Below are 19,377 nucleotides of genomic sequence, written 5' to 3' on the forward strand. Positions count from 1 at the left end.
AATATTTTGCACGGGTTCTTATTTTTTGGAAATTCAAAACAGAATCCTTGCGATTTTCATTATGATAATCAAAATATTGAGTCAATTGTTAGGCTTGAAAATTTAATAATGAATGATCATTTAGTCCAGAGAGCTCTGAAAAAACGTAATCAGCAACGATCAGGCAAGGCGGAATCGGATAAGCGCGGTTTAGATGTGATGAATGAGTATGTTGAGTCTAATTTCAGCGCAGTAACCCGCGTACAGTAATTTTTCAGAGCTTTTTTGATAAATGAAAAAAGTATTTTAGTAGGAGTAGTAAAAAATGTCTTTTGAGCAACTCGGCTTATCGGCCGAATTATTACGTGCAGTCTCGGATCAGGGATACGTAACCCCAACATTGATACAAGAACAGGCAATACCCATCATATTGAAAAATAATGATGTAATGGGAGGGGCCCAAACAGGAACAGGGAAAACGGCTAGTTTCACGCTTCCTATGTTGCAGAAACTGGAAATTCATGCCAATAATAGTATGTCTCCAGCCAGACATCCCATTCGAGCGCTTATTTTGGTACCCACCCGAGAACTCGCTGTGCAGGTGCATGAAAGTGTTAAAACATATGGTAAGTATTCTGCCATCAGGTCGACGGTCATTTATGGTGGAGTGAATATCGATGCGCAGATCGAGGCTGTTCGCTCTGGAATAGAGATTTTAGTGGCTACACCGGGTCGTTTATTGGATCATTTGCAGCAGAAAACATTATCGTTGGCGAAAGTAGAAATATTAATCCTCGATGAGGCCGATCGGATGTTGGATATGGGTTTTTTGCCAGCGATCAGGCAAATCATCGATACGTTACCGGAGAAACGTCAGAATTTGATGTTCTCGGCAACTTTTTCAGAAGAGATCAAGAAACTTGCCAATAAAATATTAATAAAGCCCGTGCTGATTGAAGTTGCAAGACAAAATTCGGTTAGCGAGTTAATCACACATATCGTGCATCCCGTCGAATCATCGCGCAAACATGAGCTTCTAAATTTACTGATTAAACAGCATACTTTAAAACAAGTGCTTGTTTTTACTCGAACCAAGATCACTGCGGATCGAGTGGCGCAACGACTGGGCCGTACCGGCATCTCGACTGCGGCAATTCATGGCGATAGAAATCAACTTCAGCGCACTCAGGCGCTTGATGATTTCAAGCAAGGCCAGATTAAGGTTCTGGTTGCCACTGATGTGGCTGCGCGCGGTATCGATATTGAAGAATTAACACATGTGATTAATTTTGAATTACCCAATAATCCTGAAGATTACATTCACCGTATCGGACGGACGGGGCGGGCTGGCGCTAAGGGATTTGCTATTTCTTTAGTCAGCAAGGAAGAAGATAAGCTTTTAGCTGGAGTAGAGAAGCTTTTGAATACCAAGATCGCAGTGGAGGAGATCAGCGCATTTGAAGCAAAGAAAACGCCCGCTGCAGCAGCAAAGTCTGCTTACACAGACGAGAAAAAACTCAAACGCGTTCAACCTGGTGCCACAAAGAAAAATGATCGCTCAGTAGCTCGGATCAACAACGATATGTTTTTGAGAAGCTCCAAGCGCGCAGAAAAATTCAGCGATCCTTTGTTTACGCAACCGTATGTTTCTAAGCAGGTGGATATGCAGATTGTGCAGGCTGGCAGCAATCAGGCTGATCGCAGATTGGCTCATCGCCATAGATCATCTAAGCCATTGCCCGCATTATTTCTCTCTCCAATAACGAATAAACAAAAATAAAAGCATGGCATCGGCGAGCGTATCAATTTAACTTGACCAGATTTCTTTCTTCCGTTGCGGTCAGTAATCTTAAACAGGGCAGATAACCGTCATAGACAATGCCGTGAATTTCTATACGCTTTTGTGAACGAAGCATGCTGATCAAATATTGGATAATTTCCTGGGAAATGATTTGCCCAGGAACCAATACAGGAATACCCGGTGGATAGGGTGTTATTTGATCAGCGCATATTCTGCCGATGAGACTGGAATTTATTATTTCTTCTTCATTCAGCAATGGCACCAATTCTCCATTGCAATAAAAAGCATCGCGGGGCAGATATTCCAGTTCAGTAAATACCGGGATTTCGGTGGTTTGATAAAGCCGGCGTGGAGATCTATTTTCACGAGCTATGCGCATCAGCGCATCATACAGACGTGAAACCTTGCTCCGTGTGGTACCGATGGTAAGAAGTAGCGTTAAAGTGTTAAAGGTTGATTTTTCTACCTGAATGTTAAAACGCTCGAATAATTCCTGAATAAGTTCTTCAATTGTAAAGCTGCAACGTGAAATATCAACCGTCACTTTGGTCGGATCGAGCTGAATATTATCGTGCTTGATTTCATCCGGTAACAGATCAGGGAGTTCGAGAACTTGAAATACACCGGTTGCATTTATTTGAATACGCAATTCTTTTGCCAATTCTAAGGTACGTGACAGAAGTTTGTAGCCTTCAAGCATGATTTGCTTGCGTGCTACATCAAGGCTCGCAATCATACTGTACTGTGGACTGGTGGATGTGTGCATGTTGAAGTTTTCACGAAACAAATGCTCATTAAAATCCGGGTCATTGACATGAATCATGCTGGATTGCGAAAAAGCTGACAAAACTTTATGCGTGCTTTGCGTGGCATAGTCCGCGCCGGCTTCTAGCGCCGTTGGACGGAAATCCGGATGGAAACGGGCAAAACCATACCACGCTTCGTCAATGATGACTTTAATTCCTTCGGAATGTGCCGCCTGAATAATAGGTGGCAAATCGTAGCGCAATCCGTCATAGGTGCAGCTTGTCAATATCAATGCCTGAGCATCGCTGTGCTCTTCAATGGCCTGATAAAGCGTTTTTTTAGAGACAGGGCCGTAGATATTGAATTTCTTATTCACTGAGGAGTTTAAATAAACAGGATGAGCTCCCGATAAAACTACGCCGTGATGGATGGATTTATGACAATTACGATCCAGAATGAGCTTGTCGCCGGGAGCCAGTAGTGTTTGAAATATTACTTTATTAGCGGTTGATGTTCCGTTGGTTGCAAAATAAGTTTGTCGTGCCCCGAATGCATGGGCGGCAACTTTTTGCGCTTCAGCAATAACGCCGGTGGGTTCCATTAAAGAATCGAGTGTGGGTACTGAAACCGATAAATCCGCACGAAAAATATTTTCACCGATGAATTCATAGAAATCGCCGACCCATGGGCTGTCCCGCAGAGAATCACCCGATGAATGGCCAGGGGTATGCCAGGCATCCTTTGCCATGAAGACATAATTTTTGAGTTGATCATAAAACGGTGTACGGGTTTTTTCTTGAAGCTGCGCATTCAAAATGCGATACATTCCACGGTAATCGCGTTCTTCGCGATAAAAATATCCATCCACGGTTTCGGAAAATAATGCGTCGACTACCTCATCTTCCTTTTCTTGTGCAATGAGGATGTAAATATTCAATTCCGGTCGGAAATGACTGATTTTCTGTACCAATTCCAATGCGGTCATTTGTAGATTGCGAGCTTTCTGGTCGTGATTTTTTAATGTATATAATGTGTCATCAACGACGACTGCCTGAATGTCACCATCCTGCTCAATTGACTGGAGAGCTTCCTGCGCGGTGGTTACACCAGAAAAAATCAACCCTAATGGGTTTTCAATCGATTTCGCAGCTGCATTGAGCCCTTTGATGAATTCCTTCAGTATGAGTTTTTCATCATTGATGATAAGAATTCGGCTGACCGGCTTTTTCATCGCTATGTTAGAGAAGCGAACAAGATGATCATTCGAAATGCTGCAATGTAAATTGATAAGTCTGCGGATCGGTCAGTTTCATGGTCACATTTTTCACGATGGTGGAAGAATTGATCATTACTGACGGAATGAGTAATTGTTCGCTTTGACGGGAAAAAGTAGCGATGTTGGCGGGCTTCGATGGCAATGAAACGATACTCGACGGCTCTAATTCGAATATCAGGGATGGTTGAACTTGAATCAAGCGCAATTTGACTTCAAGCGCTTCGCTTGTCCCTATGTCAACAGCGAAGCTCGCTACTTCTTCGCTGAATACTCCTGTGGTATCAAATACTTCAACTTGATCGATCTGTACAAAATTGCTGAATACAACCTGTGAGTTATCGTAATTGAACAATGGGGTTGCAGATAAGCTGGGTCCGAGATTAACGATGGGTAATTGCTCGATCGCATCGAAAACCAGCATTCCATCAAAAAGGATCCGCCCGAACACAGTAAATCCACCATTTTGGTTATCCAGATTCTGGGAATTTTCATCGTTGAGATTGACGAACCATTGACTGGTCGCGCTGTTCGGATCGCCAGATACCTTTGCCATTGCAACCGTCCCGCGAGTGTTGGAGATACCGAATTCATTGTTAATGGGATTAAAAGGTGTTACCGGTGCGAGTGTTTTTCCATTGGCAGTATCGACAATCTTGAATCCTCCGCCTTGAATGACGAACGATGGCACGCTACGGTGGAATATCCCATGAGTGTAGGCTTCAGTAGTAATATAGCTGAGGAAATTAGCTGTGGTGATGGGCGCGTGAGGCTCAAAAAGCTCCATGCAGAAATTTCCCATATTGGTATGAAAACAAGCAATACGGTTGGCCAGCGCGGCGGATGAGAATGATACAGTCCACAGGGTGACGCACACTGCGGAGATTCGACATAAATTCTTAAATGAATGCATGATTGTTCCTTCCAAATGGGTAATAAAGAATTCTACTGATAGATTCTAAAGTGAAGCAATCTTTTTGAGGGGCAACATGGTGCTAGGCCGATCAATGACCAGTCCTCACCTAGCCGTGAGTTTTTTCCTTCATAACGCTGGTAATCCGGAATATACCCAAGAATCAAAAACTCTCAAGGCTTATCGATGGTTTATTCTTTTAGATTTTGATTATGTTAATGACAGGAAGATCTGCTTTTTATTGTATTGATGTGATGTTAGCGTTGTTAAATAAAATTCTGCTAAAATGCCGGATTCTATCAAAGCATCAAGCAAGGAATAGTAGTCATGGCTTATGTAGTAACTGAAAATTGTATTAAATGTAAATACACGGATTGTGTCGATGTGTGCCCAGTGGATTGTTTCCGTGAAGGCCCCAATTTCTTGGTGATTGATCCGGATGAATGCATTGACTGCACGTTATGTGTTGCAGAATGTCCGGTAGAAGCAATTTATGCTGAGGATGATGTGCCTGATGAGCAAGTGCAGTTTATCGGATTGAATGCTGAATTATCCAAAAAATGGCGCCCCATCATTGAGAAAAAAGAAGCATTACCTGATGCAGACGAATGGGCGAGCGTAAAGGATAAATTGGATCAATTGCAGCGTTAGGTAAAATCGCGGTAATTTTAATACCGCATGTTTAATTCTTCACAATTCTCATACATCTCTCCGAAAGAGGTTTTTAAGCGCATCAATGCCGGTGCTACGGTCATAACACCCAACCGCAGGCTTGCATTAGCGCTTAAAACTCGATTTAATTCCAATCAGCTTCAGCAGAAGCTGACCGCTTGGCACACTGCTGATATATTGCCGTTTACTGCCTTCATTGAGCGCATTTATCTTGATGCGCTGTATGGCGCGAAAACTCGCTTGCCTTTTCTACTATCGCCGATTCAGGAACAGTCGCTCTGGGAAGCGATTATCCAATCTTCCGAAGTCGGTAAAACATTACTCAAAGTTCCACAAACCGCTCAATTCGTCAAAGAAGCATGGCAATTGACGCATGCTTGGCATTTGATGCCCTATGTCGAGAATCATTTTTGGAATGAGGATGTTCAAGCATTTCTGGATTGGGCAGCATCCTATCGAGTGGCAACTTCGCGCGCTCAACAATTGGATCAAACATGTGCTTGGGATTTTCTTTCTGAACACTATGCGTCCTTGGATATTCAAAAAATTTCCACGCTCATTTGCTATGGTTTCGATGTGATTACCCCACAGCAATTAAATTTTTTAAATTCCTTGGTTGATTCCGGCTGCGAAGTCATCATTTCCTACCCAGAAACAGATGAAAATCGGATATATGAAGTTGCCAGGCGTTATGAATTTGCCAGCAACCAGGATGAGATTCATCAGGCGGCAGTATGGGCGCGATCTAAAATTGAACAAGCCGATCGAACTGTGCGCATCGGTATCGTGGTGCCGGAATTGGCCAGCTACCGTAGTGCGCTAAGCCGAATCTTCAGTGCCATCATGTATCCCGATGTCCGATCAGGTTTACCATGTGCTACCGATCCGGTTTTACCCTTCAATATTTCATTGGGATTGACCCTGACTCAGTATTCTCTGATTGATGCAGCCTTCGTATGCTTGTCATTATTGGATCAGGAAATAGAGTTTGACCGTGTGAGCCATTGGTTGCGCTCACCGTTTCTTGGGGGTGCCGAAACTGAGATCGATCAGCGGATCTTGATTGATGCGCGCATACGTCAATACGCCGAGCCAGTAGTGACCGTGGAACGCTTATGGACGTTGTTGCAGCAGGCGGGAGGCGACTTGAGTTGTCCGGTGTTGCTGCAGCAATTGTCGGCCTTGGTTAGATTTCGCCAAGCAGGGCTTCCCGGATTGGAAAGCCATGCAACTTTTGCGAGACTGATTACTGAGGTTCTGCAGTTGAGCGGATTTCCCGGTGAGCGCACACTGAATTCCAGTGAGTATCAGACTTTCAAAAAATGGCAAGCGCTGGTGGCGGAGTTTGGTTCATTGGATCGGGTTGTGCCAAGCACCACTTATCATTATGCCATTGAGCGTTTGTATAGAATGGCGAGCGAAACCTTGTTTCAACCTGAAACTCCAGAAGTACCGATTCAAATTCTGGGGGTATTGGAGGCAGCAAACCAGGAGTTTGACTATGTATGGGTCATGGGATTGTCGGATAAGCACTGGCCTTTGCAAACTCGGACCAATCCCTTTGTTCCGCTGGAGTTGCAACGCAAAGCGAAATTACCGCTGGCTTCGACGAAGGAGGCTTTGCTGTATTGCCGGGGATTGATGCAAGGATGGTCTGCCTATACGCGTGAAGCCATTTTCAGTTATGCCAAATTCAGTAATGATGCGGATGACGAGGAATTAAGCCCCAGCCCATTGATAGCAGAAATACCAGAAATCGAGCTATGTCGCATGATGCCGACTTCCCACTTGGATCTCATCAAGCAATCATGCGAACTGGAGCAGATCGTGGAGAGCGATATACCGCCCTTGGCTCAACACAAACTGACACAACTAATGCCAGGGGGAACAGCGGTAATCAAGGACTACGCAGCATGTCCGTTTCGTGCATGGGCCAGGCACCGGTTGCGTATTGAAAGTCCGTTGGTGCCTCACGCGGGTCTGAATGCATCAGAACGAGGTGTGTTGGTTCATCAGGTATTGGCACAAGTATGGCTGCAATTGCAGACTAAAGAAGCGCTCGATGCGTTACAGGATGGAGAGCTGGAAAGTCTGTTGGTGCGTCTCGTCCATGAGGCCATTATTGCGATGCAGCGTGCTAAACCGATGATGCTGTCGGGCCGGTTTGCGGAAATCGAGCATCGGCGCTTGCTATCCATAGTGCGTGAATGGCTCGATCAGGAGAGAAAACGCAATTCTTTTGCAGTGATAGCGGTTGAAGAAAAACGCACGCTTCGAGTGGGCGATCTGGAACTGAGCGTTCGTCTCGATCGAGTCGATGATGTGGGTAATGGGCAGCGCGTCGTGATTGATTACAAAACCAGCAGGCCGTCCATCCAAGCATTGATTGGAGAACGACCGGATGAGCCGCAACTTCCGCTCTATCTGGCAATGACAGAAACCGGGCAACAAGCCGCAGGCGTTGCCTTTGCTGCCGTGAAACGCGGCGAGATGGGTTTTACGGCCATAATGAAAGATTCTGATGTATTACCGGGCGTGAAGTCTTTTGAGCATACCCATGGATGTAAGCAATTCAGTACCTGGGCGGAGCTCGTGGCGGCTTGGCGCCAGAATCTAACGAACTTGGCAACAGGTTTTTGCCGCGGTGATGCCCGTGTCGATCCCAAGAATTTTCCGAAAACCTGCGACTACTGTGAGATGCAGCTGTTTTGCCGGATTCATGAACGAATTGCAGAGAGTGTGATCGTCAAGGATCCAGATAATGACTGATCATGAATTCGTTCCCGATTCCCAGCAGCGTAAACAAGTGCTGGATCCGGCTCAGTCGTTCATTGTACAGGCACCGGCTGGATCGGGTAAAACAACGCTGCTGATTCAGCGTTATCTTCGCTTGCTGTCCTGTGTCGATGCACCGGAAGAGATTGTGGCGATTACCTTTACACGCAAAGCGGCAACTGAGATGCGTACGCGCGTTCTGAGCGTGCTGGCCGATGCCCATCAACTGGACGGTAATGAATCTGCTCATGACAGCCTCAACCGTGAACTTTCGCTGGTCGTGCTCGAGCGGAACCAACAGGCGGGCTGGCAAATTGCGGAAAATCCGCAGCGCTTGCGGATTCAAACCATTGATTCGTTATGCGCGGCATTGACGCAGCAAATGCCCGTACTGTCGACATTCGGTGCACAACCTGAAATCGTCGAAGATGCTTCCAGGCTTTATTTGGAAGCGGTACGGGCTACACTTGCTTTCATCGATAGAGATCATGAAATCGCATCTGATATTGAACGATTGTTCGAGCATTTGGATAACGATAGAGCACGTATTGAATCATTGTTGATGGAGATGCTCGCCAAGCGCGATCACTGGCTGAGGCATCTTCAGGCTCCTCGGCAAGAGCTCGAGGAATCGCTTCAGCATTCACGTCAGAATGTAGTGCAATTCATTGTTCAATTATTGCCAGGTCTGTTGCATGATGAGTTACTCGCAATATTGCGCTATAGCGCCGCAAATCTTGCCACGATGGGCATCTCGTCACCCATCACAGCCTGCAATGATTTGGATTCGCTCGCAATGGCCGAAGTCGAACATTGGCAAGGTGTAGCGGGATTGTTACTGAATAAGGAAGGAGACTGGCGGAAGAGATTATCAGTAAAGGAAGGTTTTCCACCCGGTACGACCTCTACCGAGAAAAAGGAAGCCAAGGACTGGAAAAATCGCTTAGAAGCTTTGATTCAATTGCTTGCTGCTGAAAATACTTTCCGCCAAGCTTTGCAGGATGTACGCGTCTTGCCTCCTTCGTGCTATGCCGATTCACAATGGGAAATTCTGGCGGTCATTACCCGATTGCTACCCTACGCAGTGGCACAATTGAATGTGGTATTTCAGGCGCATGGGAAAGTGGATTTTTCAGAAGTTACCCAGCGGGCACTGCTGGCGCTGGGTGATGCCGATGCGCCGACGGATCTTGCGTTGGCATTGGATCATCGCATCAGGCATATCATGATCGATGAATTTCAAGATACGTCCATCAGCCAGTTCAAGTTGATCGAGAAGCTGATTGCAGGCTGGGAAACAGGTGATGGTCGCAGTTTATTCGCTGTGGGTGATCCGATGCAGTCGATTTACAGATTCCGTGAGGCGGAGGTGGGTCTCTTCTTGCAAGCCCGAACTAACGGCATTGGCCATCTGGTCTTACAACCGATCACGCTCAATGCGAACTTTCGTTCCCAGCAGGGCATCATTGATTGGGTGAACTCCGCGTTTGAGCGCATCATGCCCGACCACGAAAATGTGGCGATGGGTGCCGTGGCTTACGCATGGTCGATGGCGATGCATCCCGCATTGGCTGATGAAGCCGTGAAGATCTATCCATTCTGGGGAAGGGATGATGCGGATGAAGCACGGCAAGTGGTGGAAATTATCAGGAATGCGCGCCGAAATGATCCAATGGGAACCATTGCCATTCTGGTGCGCAATCGTAGCCACTTATCTGCGATCGTTGAATATATTTCCCAAGCACGCCTGCATTTTCGCGCCGTCGATATCGAATTGCTGCACCATAAGCCTGCTGTACAGGACTTGCTGGCATTGACTCGCCTGCTCATGAATCCTTCTGATCAGATTGCGTGGTTTGCAGTGTTGCGCGCCCCGTGGTGTGGTTTGTTGCTCAGAGACATGGATGCCTTAGTTGAGAGTAATCCTGAGTTGATCAAAAAAGAAATGACGGTGTGGCAGCTCGTCAATGATGAGAATCGCTGGCATGCGGTTTCAGCAGACGCTAGAGGGCGCCTCAGTCGGCTAAGAGCCGCACTGCAACCTTGTGTGAACCATCGACTGCGTCAATCGCTTCGCAAGACGGTTGAAGCGGTCTGGCTGGCACTGGGTGGTGTAGTTGCAAATTCAAAGAAAGGGGAAGAGGAGAAAGGAAATTCCGTGCAGGATGCTCAAATATTTCTGGACTATCTCGAGCGTCACGAACAAACAGGTACATTGTACGACCAGCTACGATTTGAACAGGGATTGAGCAAATTGTATGCAAAACCCGATCTGGCTGCTGATGATACATTACAGATTATGACGATTCATAAAGCAAAAGGACTGGAATTCGATACCGTCATCATTCCTGGGCTCGGCCGTGCGCCAAGGAATAACAAAAAACAGTTGCTCAAATGGATGGAGCAGCCAACTCAAACATTTCCAGATAACGGCGGCGCCAGAATGGATTTGTTGCTGGCACCGATTCAGGAGGTTGGATCGGCGAGTGATTCAATTTACCAGTGGATAGAAAAACTCGATCAGGATAAAGCCTTGTTTGAGGCGGACCGTTTGCTGTATGTGGCGGCGACGCGTGCGAAGAAATTCTTGCATTTGCTTGGGCATACGGGCTCGTCTTCGGACTCAGATGGGAGAATGATTCCGTCTCAACCAATGGCGCAGTCATTACTCAGCAGGCTGTGGCCCAGTGTGGCACCTAGGTATCATGCTGCTGCGCAATGCCATTCATTTGAAAATGATCGCGAAGATGGAAATCATGTTGCCCAGAGTCGGAATGATCATTGCGGTTATCGATTGCCTACAGAATGGACTTTGCCCGATGCGCCATCTTCCATCGTTTGGCAGAGACCGCACGATCATGAGCGTATTCAAGATGAGATAGAATTTTCCTGGGCGAGTGAAATGGCTCGGCATGTGGGAAATGTAGTTCATCGTTGGTTACAGCGGATTGCGGAAGATGAACTGCAAAATTGGACAGCTCAGCGTATACAAGCGATGCGTGACCAATTTAAACATAATCTTCTGGTCGATGGCATGATTGGAGCTGATCATGAGCTTGAAAATGCGCTTGACCGAGTCATAGCGGCGTTAACCAATGCGATCAGTGATGAGCGTGGGCGATGGATTCTAAGTACTCAGCAATACGCACAAAATGAGTTGAAAATTACCGCAGCCATTGATCATATCCCAACGAGCTGGATCATCGACAGAACCTTTCTGGATTCGATGGGAGTGCGCTGGATTATCGATTATAAAATTGGTAGTCACGAGGGATCGGATATAGAGCAGTTCCTTGATCGCGAAAAAATTCGCTACCAATATCAACTTGATCGTTATGCGCACATCATGCAACAACTGGATTCACGTGTAGTGAAGCGGGGACTTTATTTTCCGCTGATACGTGGCTGGCGGGAATGGTGAAGGCAGCGGTAGTTATAAAATTGATGCAGACTGAAAGAGGGCTAGACAGGAAGCTGAATATGACTTGATGGGAAAGTATTGGGCAGCTTTAGAGTGAGTGTGTGAAACTTAAGAACTCCAGTCAATAATAAAGCGTGCGGAAGTGAAAATATATGAACTGGGGTGGCTGATGGGACTCGAACCCACGACAACCGGAATCACAATCCGGGACTCTACCAACTGAGCTACAGCCACCACAATAAAAGTGAAAGTAAAGCTTTATTTGTGGCATGCCCGACAGGGATCGAACCTGTAACCCCCAGCTTAGAAGGCTGGTGCTCTATCCAATTGAGCTACGGGCACCAAGTCGGGCTTTATACTCTACAATATAGAGCTGAAATTGGTCGGGGTGGAGAGATTTGAACTCCCGACATCCTGGTCCCAAACCAGGCGCGCTACCAGGCTACGCTACACCCCGGAAAAGGCGACACTATACCGTCTTAGGTAGGAAACGTCAATTTCTTCGTATGCTCGTTTTCAGTACACTCAAAAATGAAACAGGAAGGTGTGTGAGAAGATAAGAAAGAACGGCAACAACCATGGGAAAAACATCGGAATGGTGAAAGGTTTTATCATGGGGGTGTTTCTCATCTATTTCTGGGTTTTTTGAGTTCTATTTTGAAAAATAGCTTGTTGTCCAATGAATTTTCTGATATTAGTATGCGTTTTTTACGCGACCGGACTTAAGAAAACAGGAGCCATCAATAATGCCCCAAGAGCTACAAAGCAAACACGTGACTCCCTATGAACCCAAAGCGGGTGAAGAATATATGAATCCCGAACAGCTCATGCATTTTCGGAAAATACTTGACGACATGAAGATTGAATTAGGTCAGGATATTGATCGAGCAGTGCATACCATGCAGGATGAGGCCACGGTATTCGCTGATCCCAACGATCGAGCAAGTCAGGAATCCGATATGACTCTTGAGTTACGAAATCGCGATCGTGAACGTAAATTAATTAAGAAAATCGATGAGATAATTGGAAAAATAGATTCTGGGGATTACGGATATTGTGAAAGCTGTGGTATAGAAATCGGCTTGAAACGTCTTGAAGCCAGGCCCACTGCAACACTTTGCATTGACTGTAAAACACTCGATGAGATAAGGGAAAGACAAATAGCCAAGTAATACTTAAGCGCTTTAATTTGGATCAATAAGCCCTATTTTGTGACAGGGCTTATTGATAATTCAGTCAATGTTCTTGGATGGGATGCTAAGATTCTTCCGTAATCGGTTCCGTACCGTTTTCGGCTAATGCTGCTTTCATACTTAATCGCAATCTGCCTTTGTCATCTGCCTCAAGTACCTTGACGCGAACTTGTTGTCCTTCAGATAAGTGATCAGAAACGTTATTGACCCGTTCATTAGCAATTTGGGAAATATGCAAAAGCCCGTCCTTACCTGGAAGCACGCTGACAATAGCGCCAAAATCAAGTAACTTCAAGACCGTACCGTCATATACCTTGCCAACTTCAACTTCTGCGGTAATATCTTCAATACGTTTCTTAGCTAATTCTCCGCCCTCAGCATTTACGCAAGCAATGGTTACCTGACCATCGTCGGTGATATCGATCGTCGTACCTGTTTCTTCCGTCAAGGTACGGATCACTGCTCCACCTTTACCAATGACATCGCGTATTTTTTCCGGATTGATTTTGAGCTTGATGATGCGAGGTGCATGAATGGAAATATCTTCACGGGTCGACGGCAATGCTTCTCTCATGATTTTGAGAATATGCATACGACCCTCATGAGCCTGTATTAACGCGGCATGCATGATTTCTTTGGTAATACCTTGGATTTTAATATCCATTTGTAGAGCAGTAATGCCTTTCTCAGTTCCCGCAACTTTAAAATCCATATCTCCTAAGTGATCCTCATCACCAAGAATATCGGTCAAGACAGCAAACCGATTGCCTTCCTTGATGAGTCCCATCGCGATACCAGCAACATGAGCTTTCAATGGTACACCTGCGTCCATCAATGCCAAACAACCGCCACACACGGATGCCATTGAACTTGAGCCATTCGATTCAGTGATTTCGGATACCACTCGCAACGAATATCCAAATTCCTCAGGTGATGGCAAAACTGCGACAAGAGCTCGCTTGGCCAGGCGGCCATGACCGATTTCGCGACGCTTGGGAGTACCAACGCGTCCTATCTCCCCAGTTGCAAACGGTGGCATGTTGTAATGCAGCATAAATCGATCGTTGTAATCCCCTTGGAGAGAATCAATCTTTTGCTCGTCTCGTGCAGTTCCCAGCGTTGCGACAGCTAATGCTTGTGTTTCACCGCGAGTGAATAATGCTGAGCCATGGGTGCGAGGAAGCACGCCATTTCGGATGGTTATCGCTCTGACCGTGCGCGTTCCACGGCCATCAATACGCGGTTCCCCGTCCAGGATTTGATTGCGTACAATTTTGGACTCTAGTGTAAAAAAGGCTTCTTTATAGGATTGCAAATCAGGCCCGTCTTCAGTATCAACCCCTAATTCTGCAGATATTCGTTGATTGATTTCTTCAATCGCTTCAGATCGAGCTTGTTTTTGCTTGATTTTGAAGGCTTGCCGCAAATCGGCTTCTGCCAAACCGGCAATTTTTTCCTCAAAATCCGTATCTTTGACTGGAGGCGTCCAATCCCATGCAGTCACTCCAGCTTCATCGGCAAATTCATTGATGGCCGTGATCACGGCTTGCATTTGTTCATGACCATACATGACGGCACCGAGCATGACTTCTTCGGGAAGCTCTAATGCTTCGGATTCAACCATGAGGACAGCTTGCTGAGTCCCAGCCACAACTAAATTCAGTTGAGTATTCTTTAATTCCGTAGTCGTAGGATTGAGTACGTATTCATTATTGATATAACCGATGCGAGCAGCTCCGAGCGGGCTATCGAAGGGTATACCCGAGAGAATGAGCGCTGCCGAAGTTCCGATAATGGAAGGAATGTCAGCGTCAATTTCATTATCGGATGACAGTACGGTCGCTACGATCTGCACTTCATTATAAAAGCCTTCAGGAAAGAGGGGGCGAATCGGGCGATCGATGAGTCTGGAAGTGAGGGTTTCTTTCTCGGAAGGACGGCCTTCTCGCTTGAAAAAACTACCGGGTATTCTTCCTGCAGCATAAAATTTTTCCTGATAATCAACGGTAAGTGGGAAAAAATCTTGCCCAGGTTTTATTGTTTTCGCCCCGACTACAGTCACAAGCACAACGGTGTCTTCCATCGTGACAACGACGGCCCCATGTGCTTGTCTTGCTATTTCTCCTGTTTCGAGTGTAAGTTGATGACGTCCGTAGGTAATACTCTTCTTGATAGATTTCAATTAACAGTCCTTTTTCTGATGAATGTTCCCTTCTCTTATGATTTTCAAATATCCATATATGGATATTTGAAAGTCCGAGCAGGGAATGATCTACTCAGTTTGCTCTCAGCCAAACATGCGAAATGAATTTTTATTTACGCAAACCAAGACGTTCGATCAGATTCTGATAAGTGTCAAAATTGCGATGCTTGAGATAGTCTAGCAATTTTCTACGGCGTCCTACCATACGTAACAAGCCGCGGCGGGAGTGGTGATCTTTGACATGGGTTTTGAAATGACCGATGAGATCATTGATTCGAATTGTCAAAAGAGCTACTTGGACTTCTGGAGAACCAGTGTCTCCATCAGCTCTTTGATAGTCACGAACTATCTGTGCTTTTTGGTCGATTGTGATTGACATTGCTATTTCCCCGATTACTAGTATAAAGAAAAGCCGGAATTTTACTCTTTAATAGCGCGCTTGTCCAAGATCAGATCGGGTAGTAGATTTCTGTTTGATAACGACTGCTGGGTAATTAATGGTGTGAGTGGTATTAGTGCAATCATCTGAAAGAAAGAGCACTTTTGGAAAGATTATTTGTGGTTAAAAAAGAAGGATTAGTTAGAGAATCAGAAATAACCATTGAGTTTTGGAGTACACGCGCAATTGACAATTGAGCGTGTACTTTTGATTAAATGTACATTTCCAACTGAGAAAGAGCATCCTGTTGGATGATTTATCAAAATCAGACTCAGACTTGCGAATTTTCTTCGCCATTTCCCGACGGGTTAGTAAATTGATCGTTCAACGCTTGAATATAATCATTTGCTTCATTGATGATTTCATCAAGGGTTTGCTCGGTAACTTCGTTCCAACCTGCTGGACCGTTCAAAAACATTGGACGATAAGCGGCAGTGCTTTTGTTGAATGCCTGTGTATATTGTTTATATGCTTCGTGGTCATTTCCAATTTCATCCGCCAATTTTTTCAATATATTATTGGCGACGGCACGGCGAATAGAAAAATGGCTATATAAGATGCTGATTACTAGCAATGTGGTTATTACTAACGCAGAGGTTTCACCTTGCATTAGTTCGCTGGGTAGTGCTTTAAGCAGATTCCAAGAATCGCTCAACGTCAGCGCAATGCCCGCCAATATGGCGAAAGTGATCACTGCCAAGCTATCGAACAGGATGACTCTGCTTTTCCATTTGTTCAACATATCGGAAAGTTTGCTCACGATTTGATTCTTGATTCCCTTGGCAGTCTGTTCAAGTTTTCCGACGATTCGATAAGAACGCTCGACTTCGATCTGATGCATTCGCGCGTTGATATCGGCTATATCTTCGAGGCGCTTTTTCTCAAAACGCTCTTTTACACTGGGATTGGCTATGGGTACAGCTGCTTTGGGGTTATAAATCCGATAAAATCGTCCTGTGACCAGCCCTACTTCGGCCAGCGAACGCTGCCAAGCTGAAACCACTTCTTCAGGATTGTCTTCCTGGGCTGTCACATCGATTTGATTCAAAATATAAAGAAATTTATTGGCATCTGCCCGATTAACACTGGCCGAGACTAAATAAGCCAACGTATCCTGCATTGCCTTGGGTTCTGGATGTCGAGCGTCAAAAAATACTAGAACCAGATCTGACAAATTGATGATATGTTGAGTTAACCGCAGTGTGGATGCGCGTTGATCGTCAGCGTCAAAGCCAGGTGAGTCGATCAGGATTTTCCCGCGAATGTTTTCTGAGGGACAGGTTTTTAGCTGAAGATAGGCATCAATACGTTCTTGCCCAGCTTCGGATATTTCATCGATGCTGCGGCTGATCTGAAAAAACGGAAAGCGCGGATCTGCATCCAATGCAATCCCTGGAAGCGTTTTTGCTTCATTATGACGGCTATAGCAGATTACCGTGAATTTATCATCGACAGCTTGAGTCCCAGTGCGTTGCAATGGCATATCCAAATAGGAATTGATGTAGGTAGATTTTCCAGCAGAAAATGTACCTAATACCGCGATCATGGGCCACCAAGTCACGCATGTCGCATAGGATTCATCTTTGCTGAGCAGTCCCATGCTGTGACCAACATAATCCATTTTTCTAAAACTTTTTACTGCATTTGCGAGAGTAGGATTATCCGGATGCTCGTCCGCAAGGTGTTTTTGTAAACTTTTCAGATATTTATTGATTTGTGTTGAACTAGGGGACATAACAGTTCCTTTTCATTCTTATAAAGTACACCTCTTATATTGCATAGGTGTTTTCGTAGTGATTCTAGTGATAGAAAAAACGATACTATTTTTCAGTAAGTTATTTGGTTGATTATTAATAGAATAATGCACACTTTAACCAAAGCTTGTTTGAATTAGAGGAAAACAGATATCGCGCCAATTGGTTTGAGAAGTACAAAAATATGTGTACTCGTTAACTGATGTTGACAGTCAATAAACTAGCTTGGCGATTCTACCAAGAACAAAGCGAGCTTGCTAGTGAATGCTATTTCTACTTTAGTTACTCAATATTAATTTATAACTATTTGAATTTTATGATAAATCATAATCAAAAAGGCTTGGTGTATATGATTGTGGCATTAATGTATGAGCATGCGGGTTTTATGTGTGAATAAATAACTTAATTGTAGCCAATGCTAAAAGATCAGATACTGGGTAGCGAAATTGTTTATGGCGAAATCGAGTAAGGCAGGGGTTTAATTTCTAGAACTGGGCCTGTTAATGACTTCCAGTGGATGGAGTCAGAATCAAGACTGCTTTGTTGTATGACGGCTAAAGCATCAAATCCACCCTGCGGTGATGGAGCGACATTGACAATATTGCCACTAGATTGATCATCCATATCTTCGCTGAACAATGCATCGCCGGCTTTAACTATTTCAGTTGTGTCGATGTGCGCCAAATACATACGACGTTTGAGTTTTCCAAGATATTGCGTGCGGGCTACGATTTCTTGTCCTGGGTAACAACCTTTTTTAAAGCTGATGCCATCCAACTTGTCCAAGTTGATCATTTGAGGTAAAAACATTTCTTGAGCCTCGGCTAGAATGACAGGAATGCCGGCTTGAATGGTAAGCCAGTTCCAACAATCAGCACCAACGGGTTTTGCGTATATGCTCAGATGCTCCCAAAAGGACGGTGCATTTTTAATTGGAGTAGTCAACTCAAACTGTTGTTGAGATAGGCGGATGATATGAATGGATTCATGTTCAATGACATGTAAAGATTCCTCGCAATTCAACGGGCGCTCAAGAATATTTTCAATGAGTGACAAGCCCTGTGTACCAGCAATACCTATTCGAATCAGTTCATCGCTTGCTTGGGTCAATTTCACCTGTGCGCGTAAAATATACATGGCGAGACGTTGTCGAACAGGGCTTGATACGCTGGCCGGGACTTGCATGATTAGATCATCATTCTGCTGCCAGAGTATGAAGTTGGCTAATACACGTCCCTTGGGCGTGCAGTAAGCACCGTATTGAGCTGCATGCGAATTGACCTTACGAATATCGCAACTTACTTGATTTTGAAGAAAGGTTTGGGCATCATTTCCAGAAAAGCGAATCAAATCAAAGTGGGATAGATCAGCTATGATGGTATGTGTTTGGCTACTTTGGAGTTCAGATGTAATATCTCCAAAGTGAATCACACGATTATCTTCAATAAGAGCCTGATGGTTATGTAAAAAAGTTTGCCAAACTGGATGCATGCGAATTTGCTGTGTTAATCGTCAAAATGAGAGCGGACAAAGATTATACGACCTTAAACCACGATAGTCAGTAGCAGATTCGCTCAAGAGATGATCTACTAAAGACGATTTGTAATCTTGAATGGCTACTTTAACTATTCATCTTCGGCCTTCTTTCAGACTTGCCATAATTCTTGTATCAGCTCACATCATTGCCATCTTTTTAATTTATTCATTATCTTTTCTTAGTATTTTGAAAGTGGTGATTATTGCTGTGTTAATGATCAGCCTGATCTATTACCTACGAAAAAATGCGTTTTTCACTGCTGCTGATGCAATTGAAATTTTAGTGTTGTCCGATGAGATGCCGTGTCAAATAACAATGCATTCGGGTAAGTCCTGTATATGCTATGTTTTGCAAGATTCCTTTGTGGCACCTTATCTCACGGTGGTAAATTTAAAACTAGAAGGAAAATTCTTTCCTCAGAGTGCGGTGATATTAGCGGATAGTCTTGATGTGGAAGAATTTCGGCAACTACGTATATGGCTTCGATGGAATAAAAGGATCATAAAAAACAAAGATATGAAGTAATTTAAATATATCGTCTCGCTTGAGCTTAATTTTTATTCTAGGTATTAATTCGTCAGATATTTTTCTAAGTAATTGAATAAATATGAAAAAAAATTTTCATGTATAAATAGGCGCATTCATCAAAGGGTATTTTATGACAAATGAC

At 44.7% G+C, this 19,377-nt stretch carries 13 protein-coding genes and 3 tRNA genes; 7 read left to right on the plus strand and 9 right to left on the minus strand.

Annotation, left to right across the window (positions count from 1 at the left end; all coding sequences use genetic code 11):
- Positions 1-249 (plus strand): hypothetical protein (locus ABF87_RS14765; protein ID WP_205012673.1); only part of this gene is annotated, 249 nt, incomplete at its 5' end.
- A gap of 55 nt (positions 250-304) precedes the next feature.
- The gene (locus ABF87_RS07120; protein ID WP_160828453.1) at positions 305-1,759 is read left to right on the plus strand and encodes a DEAD/DEAH box helicase; all 1,455 of its coding nucleotides are present in this window, start codon (positions 305-307) and stop codon (positions 1,757-1,759) included.
- Positions 1,760-1,781: 22 nt separating this feature from the next.
- Here ABF87_RS07120 and ABF87_RS07125 read toward each other — a convergent pair whose 3' ends face one another.
- The gene (locus ABF87_RS07125) at positions 1,782-3,758 is read right to left on the minus strand and encodes an aminotransferase class I/II-fold pyridoxal phosphate-dependent enzyme (protein WP_160828454.1); all 1,977 of its coding nucleotides are present in this window, start codon (positions 3,756-3,758) and stop codon (positions 1,782-1,784) included.
- A 28-nt stretch (positions 3,759-3,786) separates the two neighbouring features.
- Positions 3,787-4,713, minus strand: coding sequence for a peptidylprolyl isomerase (locus tag ABF87_RS07130; RefSeq protein WP_160828455.1), 927 nt, complete (start codon positions 4,711-4,713; stop codon positions 3,787-3,789).
- A 327-nt stretch (positions 4,714-5,040) separates the two neighbouring features.
- On the opposite strand from ABF87_RS07130, the gene fdxA reads away from it, so the two are divergent.
- Genes fdxA through ABF87_RS07145 form a run of 3 tightly spaced genes read left to right on the plus strand, consistent with a single transcriptional unit; the run spans position 5,041 to position 11,581 of the window.
- Positions 5,041-5,364, plus strand: a complete 324-nt coding sequence (fdxA, locus tag ABF87_RS07135) for a ferredoxin FdxA (protein WP_160828456.1) — start codon at positions 5,041-5,043, stop codon at positions 5,362-5,364.
- A 27-nt stretch (positions 5,365-5,391) separates the two neighbouring features.
- Positions 5,392-8,154 carry a PD-(D/E)XK nuclease family protein gene (locus ABF87_RS07140; RefSeq protein WP_160828457.1) on the plus strand — a complete coding sequence of 921 codons (2,763 nt, stop codon included), beginning with the start codon at positions 5,392-5,394 and terminating at the stop codon, positions 8,152-8,154.
- Positions 8,147-11,581 (plus strand): UvrD-helicase domain-containing protein, encoded by a 3,435-nt coding sequence (locus ABF87_RS07145; protein ID WP_160828458.1) that lies wholly within the window; start codon positions 8,147-8,149, stop codon positions 11,579-11,581. Before ABF87_RS07140 ends, ABF87_RS07145 begins: the two co-directional genes overlap by 8 nt.
- Before the next feature lie 158 nt (positions 11,582-11,739).
- Here ABF87_RS07145 and ABF87_RS07150 read toward each other — a convergent pair.
- The 3 genes from ABF87_RS07150 to ABF87_RS07160 all read right to left on the minus strand — a co-directional run bounded on the left by ABF87_RS07150 (position 11,740) and on the right by ABF87_RS07160 (position 12,038).
- Positions 11,740-11,815: transfer RNA gene (locus tag ABF87_RS07150), tRNA-His, on the minus strand.
- A 31-nt stretch (positions 11,816-11,846) separates the two neighbouring features.
- A tRNA-Arg gene (locus ABF87_RS07155) sits at positions 11,847-11,923 on the minus strand.
- Between the two features lie 38 nt (positions 11,924-11,961).
- A tRNA-Pro gene (locus ABF87_RS07160) sits at positions 11,962-12,038 on the minus strand.
- 289 nt (positions 12,039-12,327) lie between these two features.
- Between ABF87_RS07160 and dksA the strand changes: the two genes are divergently transcribed.
- Positions 12,328-12,753: an RNA polymerase-binding protein DksA gene (gene dksA / locus ABF87_RS07165; protein WP_160828459.1), complete on the plus strand. Its 426-nt coding sequence runs from the start codon at positions 12,328-12,330 to the stop codon at positions 12,751-12,753.
- Between the two features lie 85 nt (positions 12,754-12,838).
- On the opposite strand, the gene pnp is transcribed toward dksA, so the two are convergent.
- The 4 genes from pnp to ABF87_RS07185 all read right to left on the minus strand — a co-directional run bounded on the left by pnp (position 12,839) and on the right by ABF87_RS07185 (position 18,661).
- Positions 12,839-14,956 carry a polyribonucleotide nucleotidyltransferase gene (gene pnp / locus ABF87_RS07170; RefSeq protein ID WP_160828460.1) on the minus strand — a complete coding sequence of 706 codons (2,118 nt, stop codon included), beginning with the start codon at positions 14,954-14,956 and terminating at the stop codon, positions 12,839-12,841.
- A 130-nt stretch (positions 14,957-15,086) separates the two neighbouring features.
- A complete protein-coding gene (gene rpsO, locus ABF87_RS07175; RefSeq protein ID WP_160828461.1) occupies positions 15,087-15,356 on the minus strand; it encodes a 30S ribosomal protein S15 in 270 nt (89 codons plus the stop codon).
- 331 nt (positions 15,357-15,687) lie between these two features.
- Positions 15,688-17,151 carry a dynamin family protein gene (locus ABF87_RS07180; protein WP_160828462.1) on the minus strand — a complete coding sequence of 488 codons (1,464 nt, stop codon included), beginning with the start codon at positions 17,149-17,151 and terminating at the stop codon, positions 15,688-15,690.
- A gap of 469 nt (positions 17,152-17,620) precedes the next feature.
- A complete protein-coding gene (locus ABF87_RS07185) occupies positions 17,621-18,661 on the minus strand; it encodes a folate-binding protein YgfZ (protein ID WP_160828463.1) in 1,041 nt (346 codons plus the stop codon).
- Between the two features lie 121 nt (positions 18,662-18,782).
- On the opposite strand from ABF87_RS07185, the gene ABF87_RS07190 reads away from it, so the two are divergent.
- A complete protein-coding gene (locus ABF87_RS07190; RefSeq protein ID WP_160828464.1) occupies positions 18,783-19,232 on the plus strand; it encodes a protein YgfX in 450 nt (149 codons plus the stop codon).
- Positions 19,233-19,377 lie beyond the last annotated feature (145 nt).

The organism is Nitrosomonas sp. JL21, assembly GCF_009833095.1.
GTDB lineage: Bacteria > Pseudomonadota > Gammaproteobacteria > Burkholderiales > Nitrosomonadaceae > Nitrosomonas.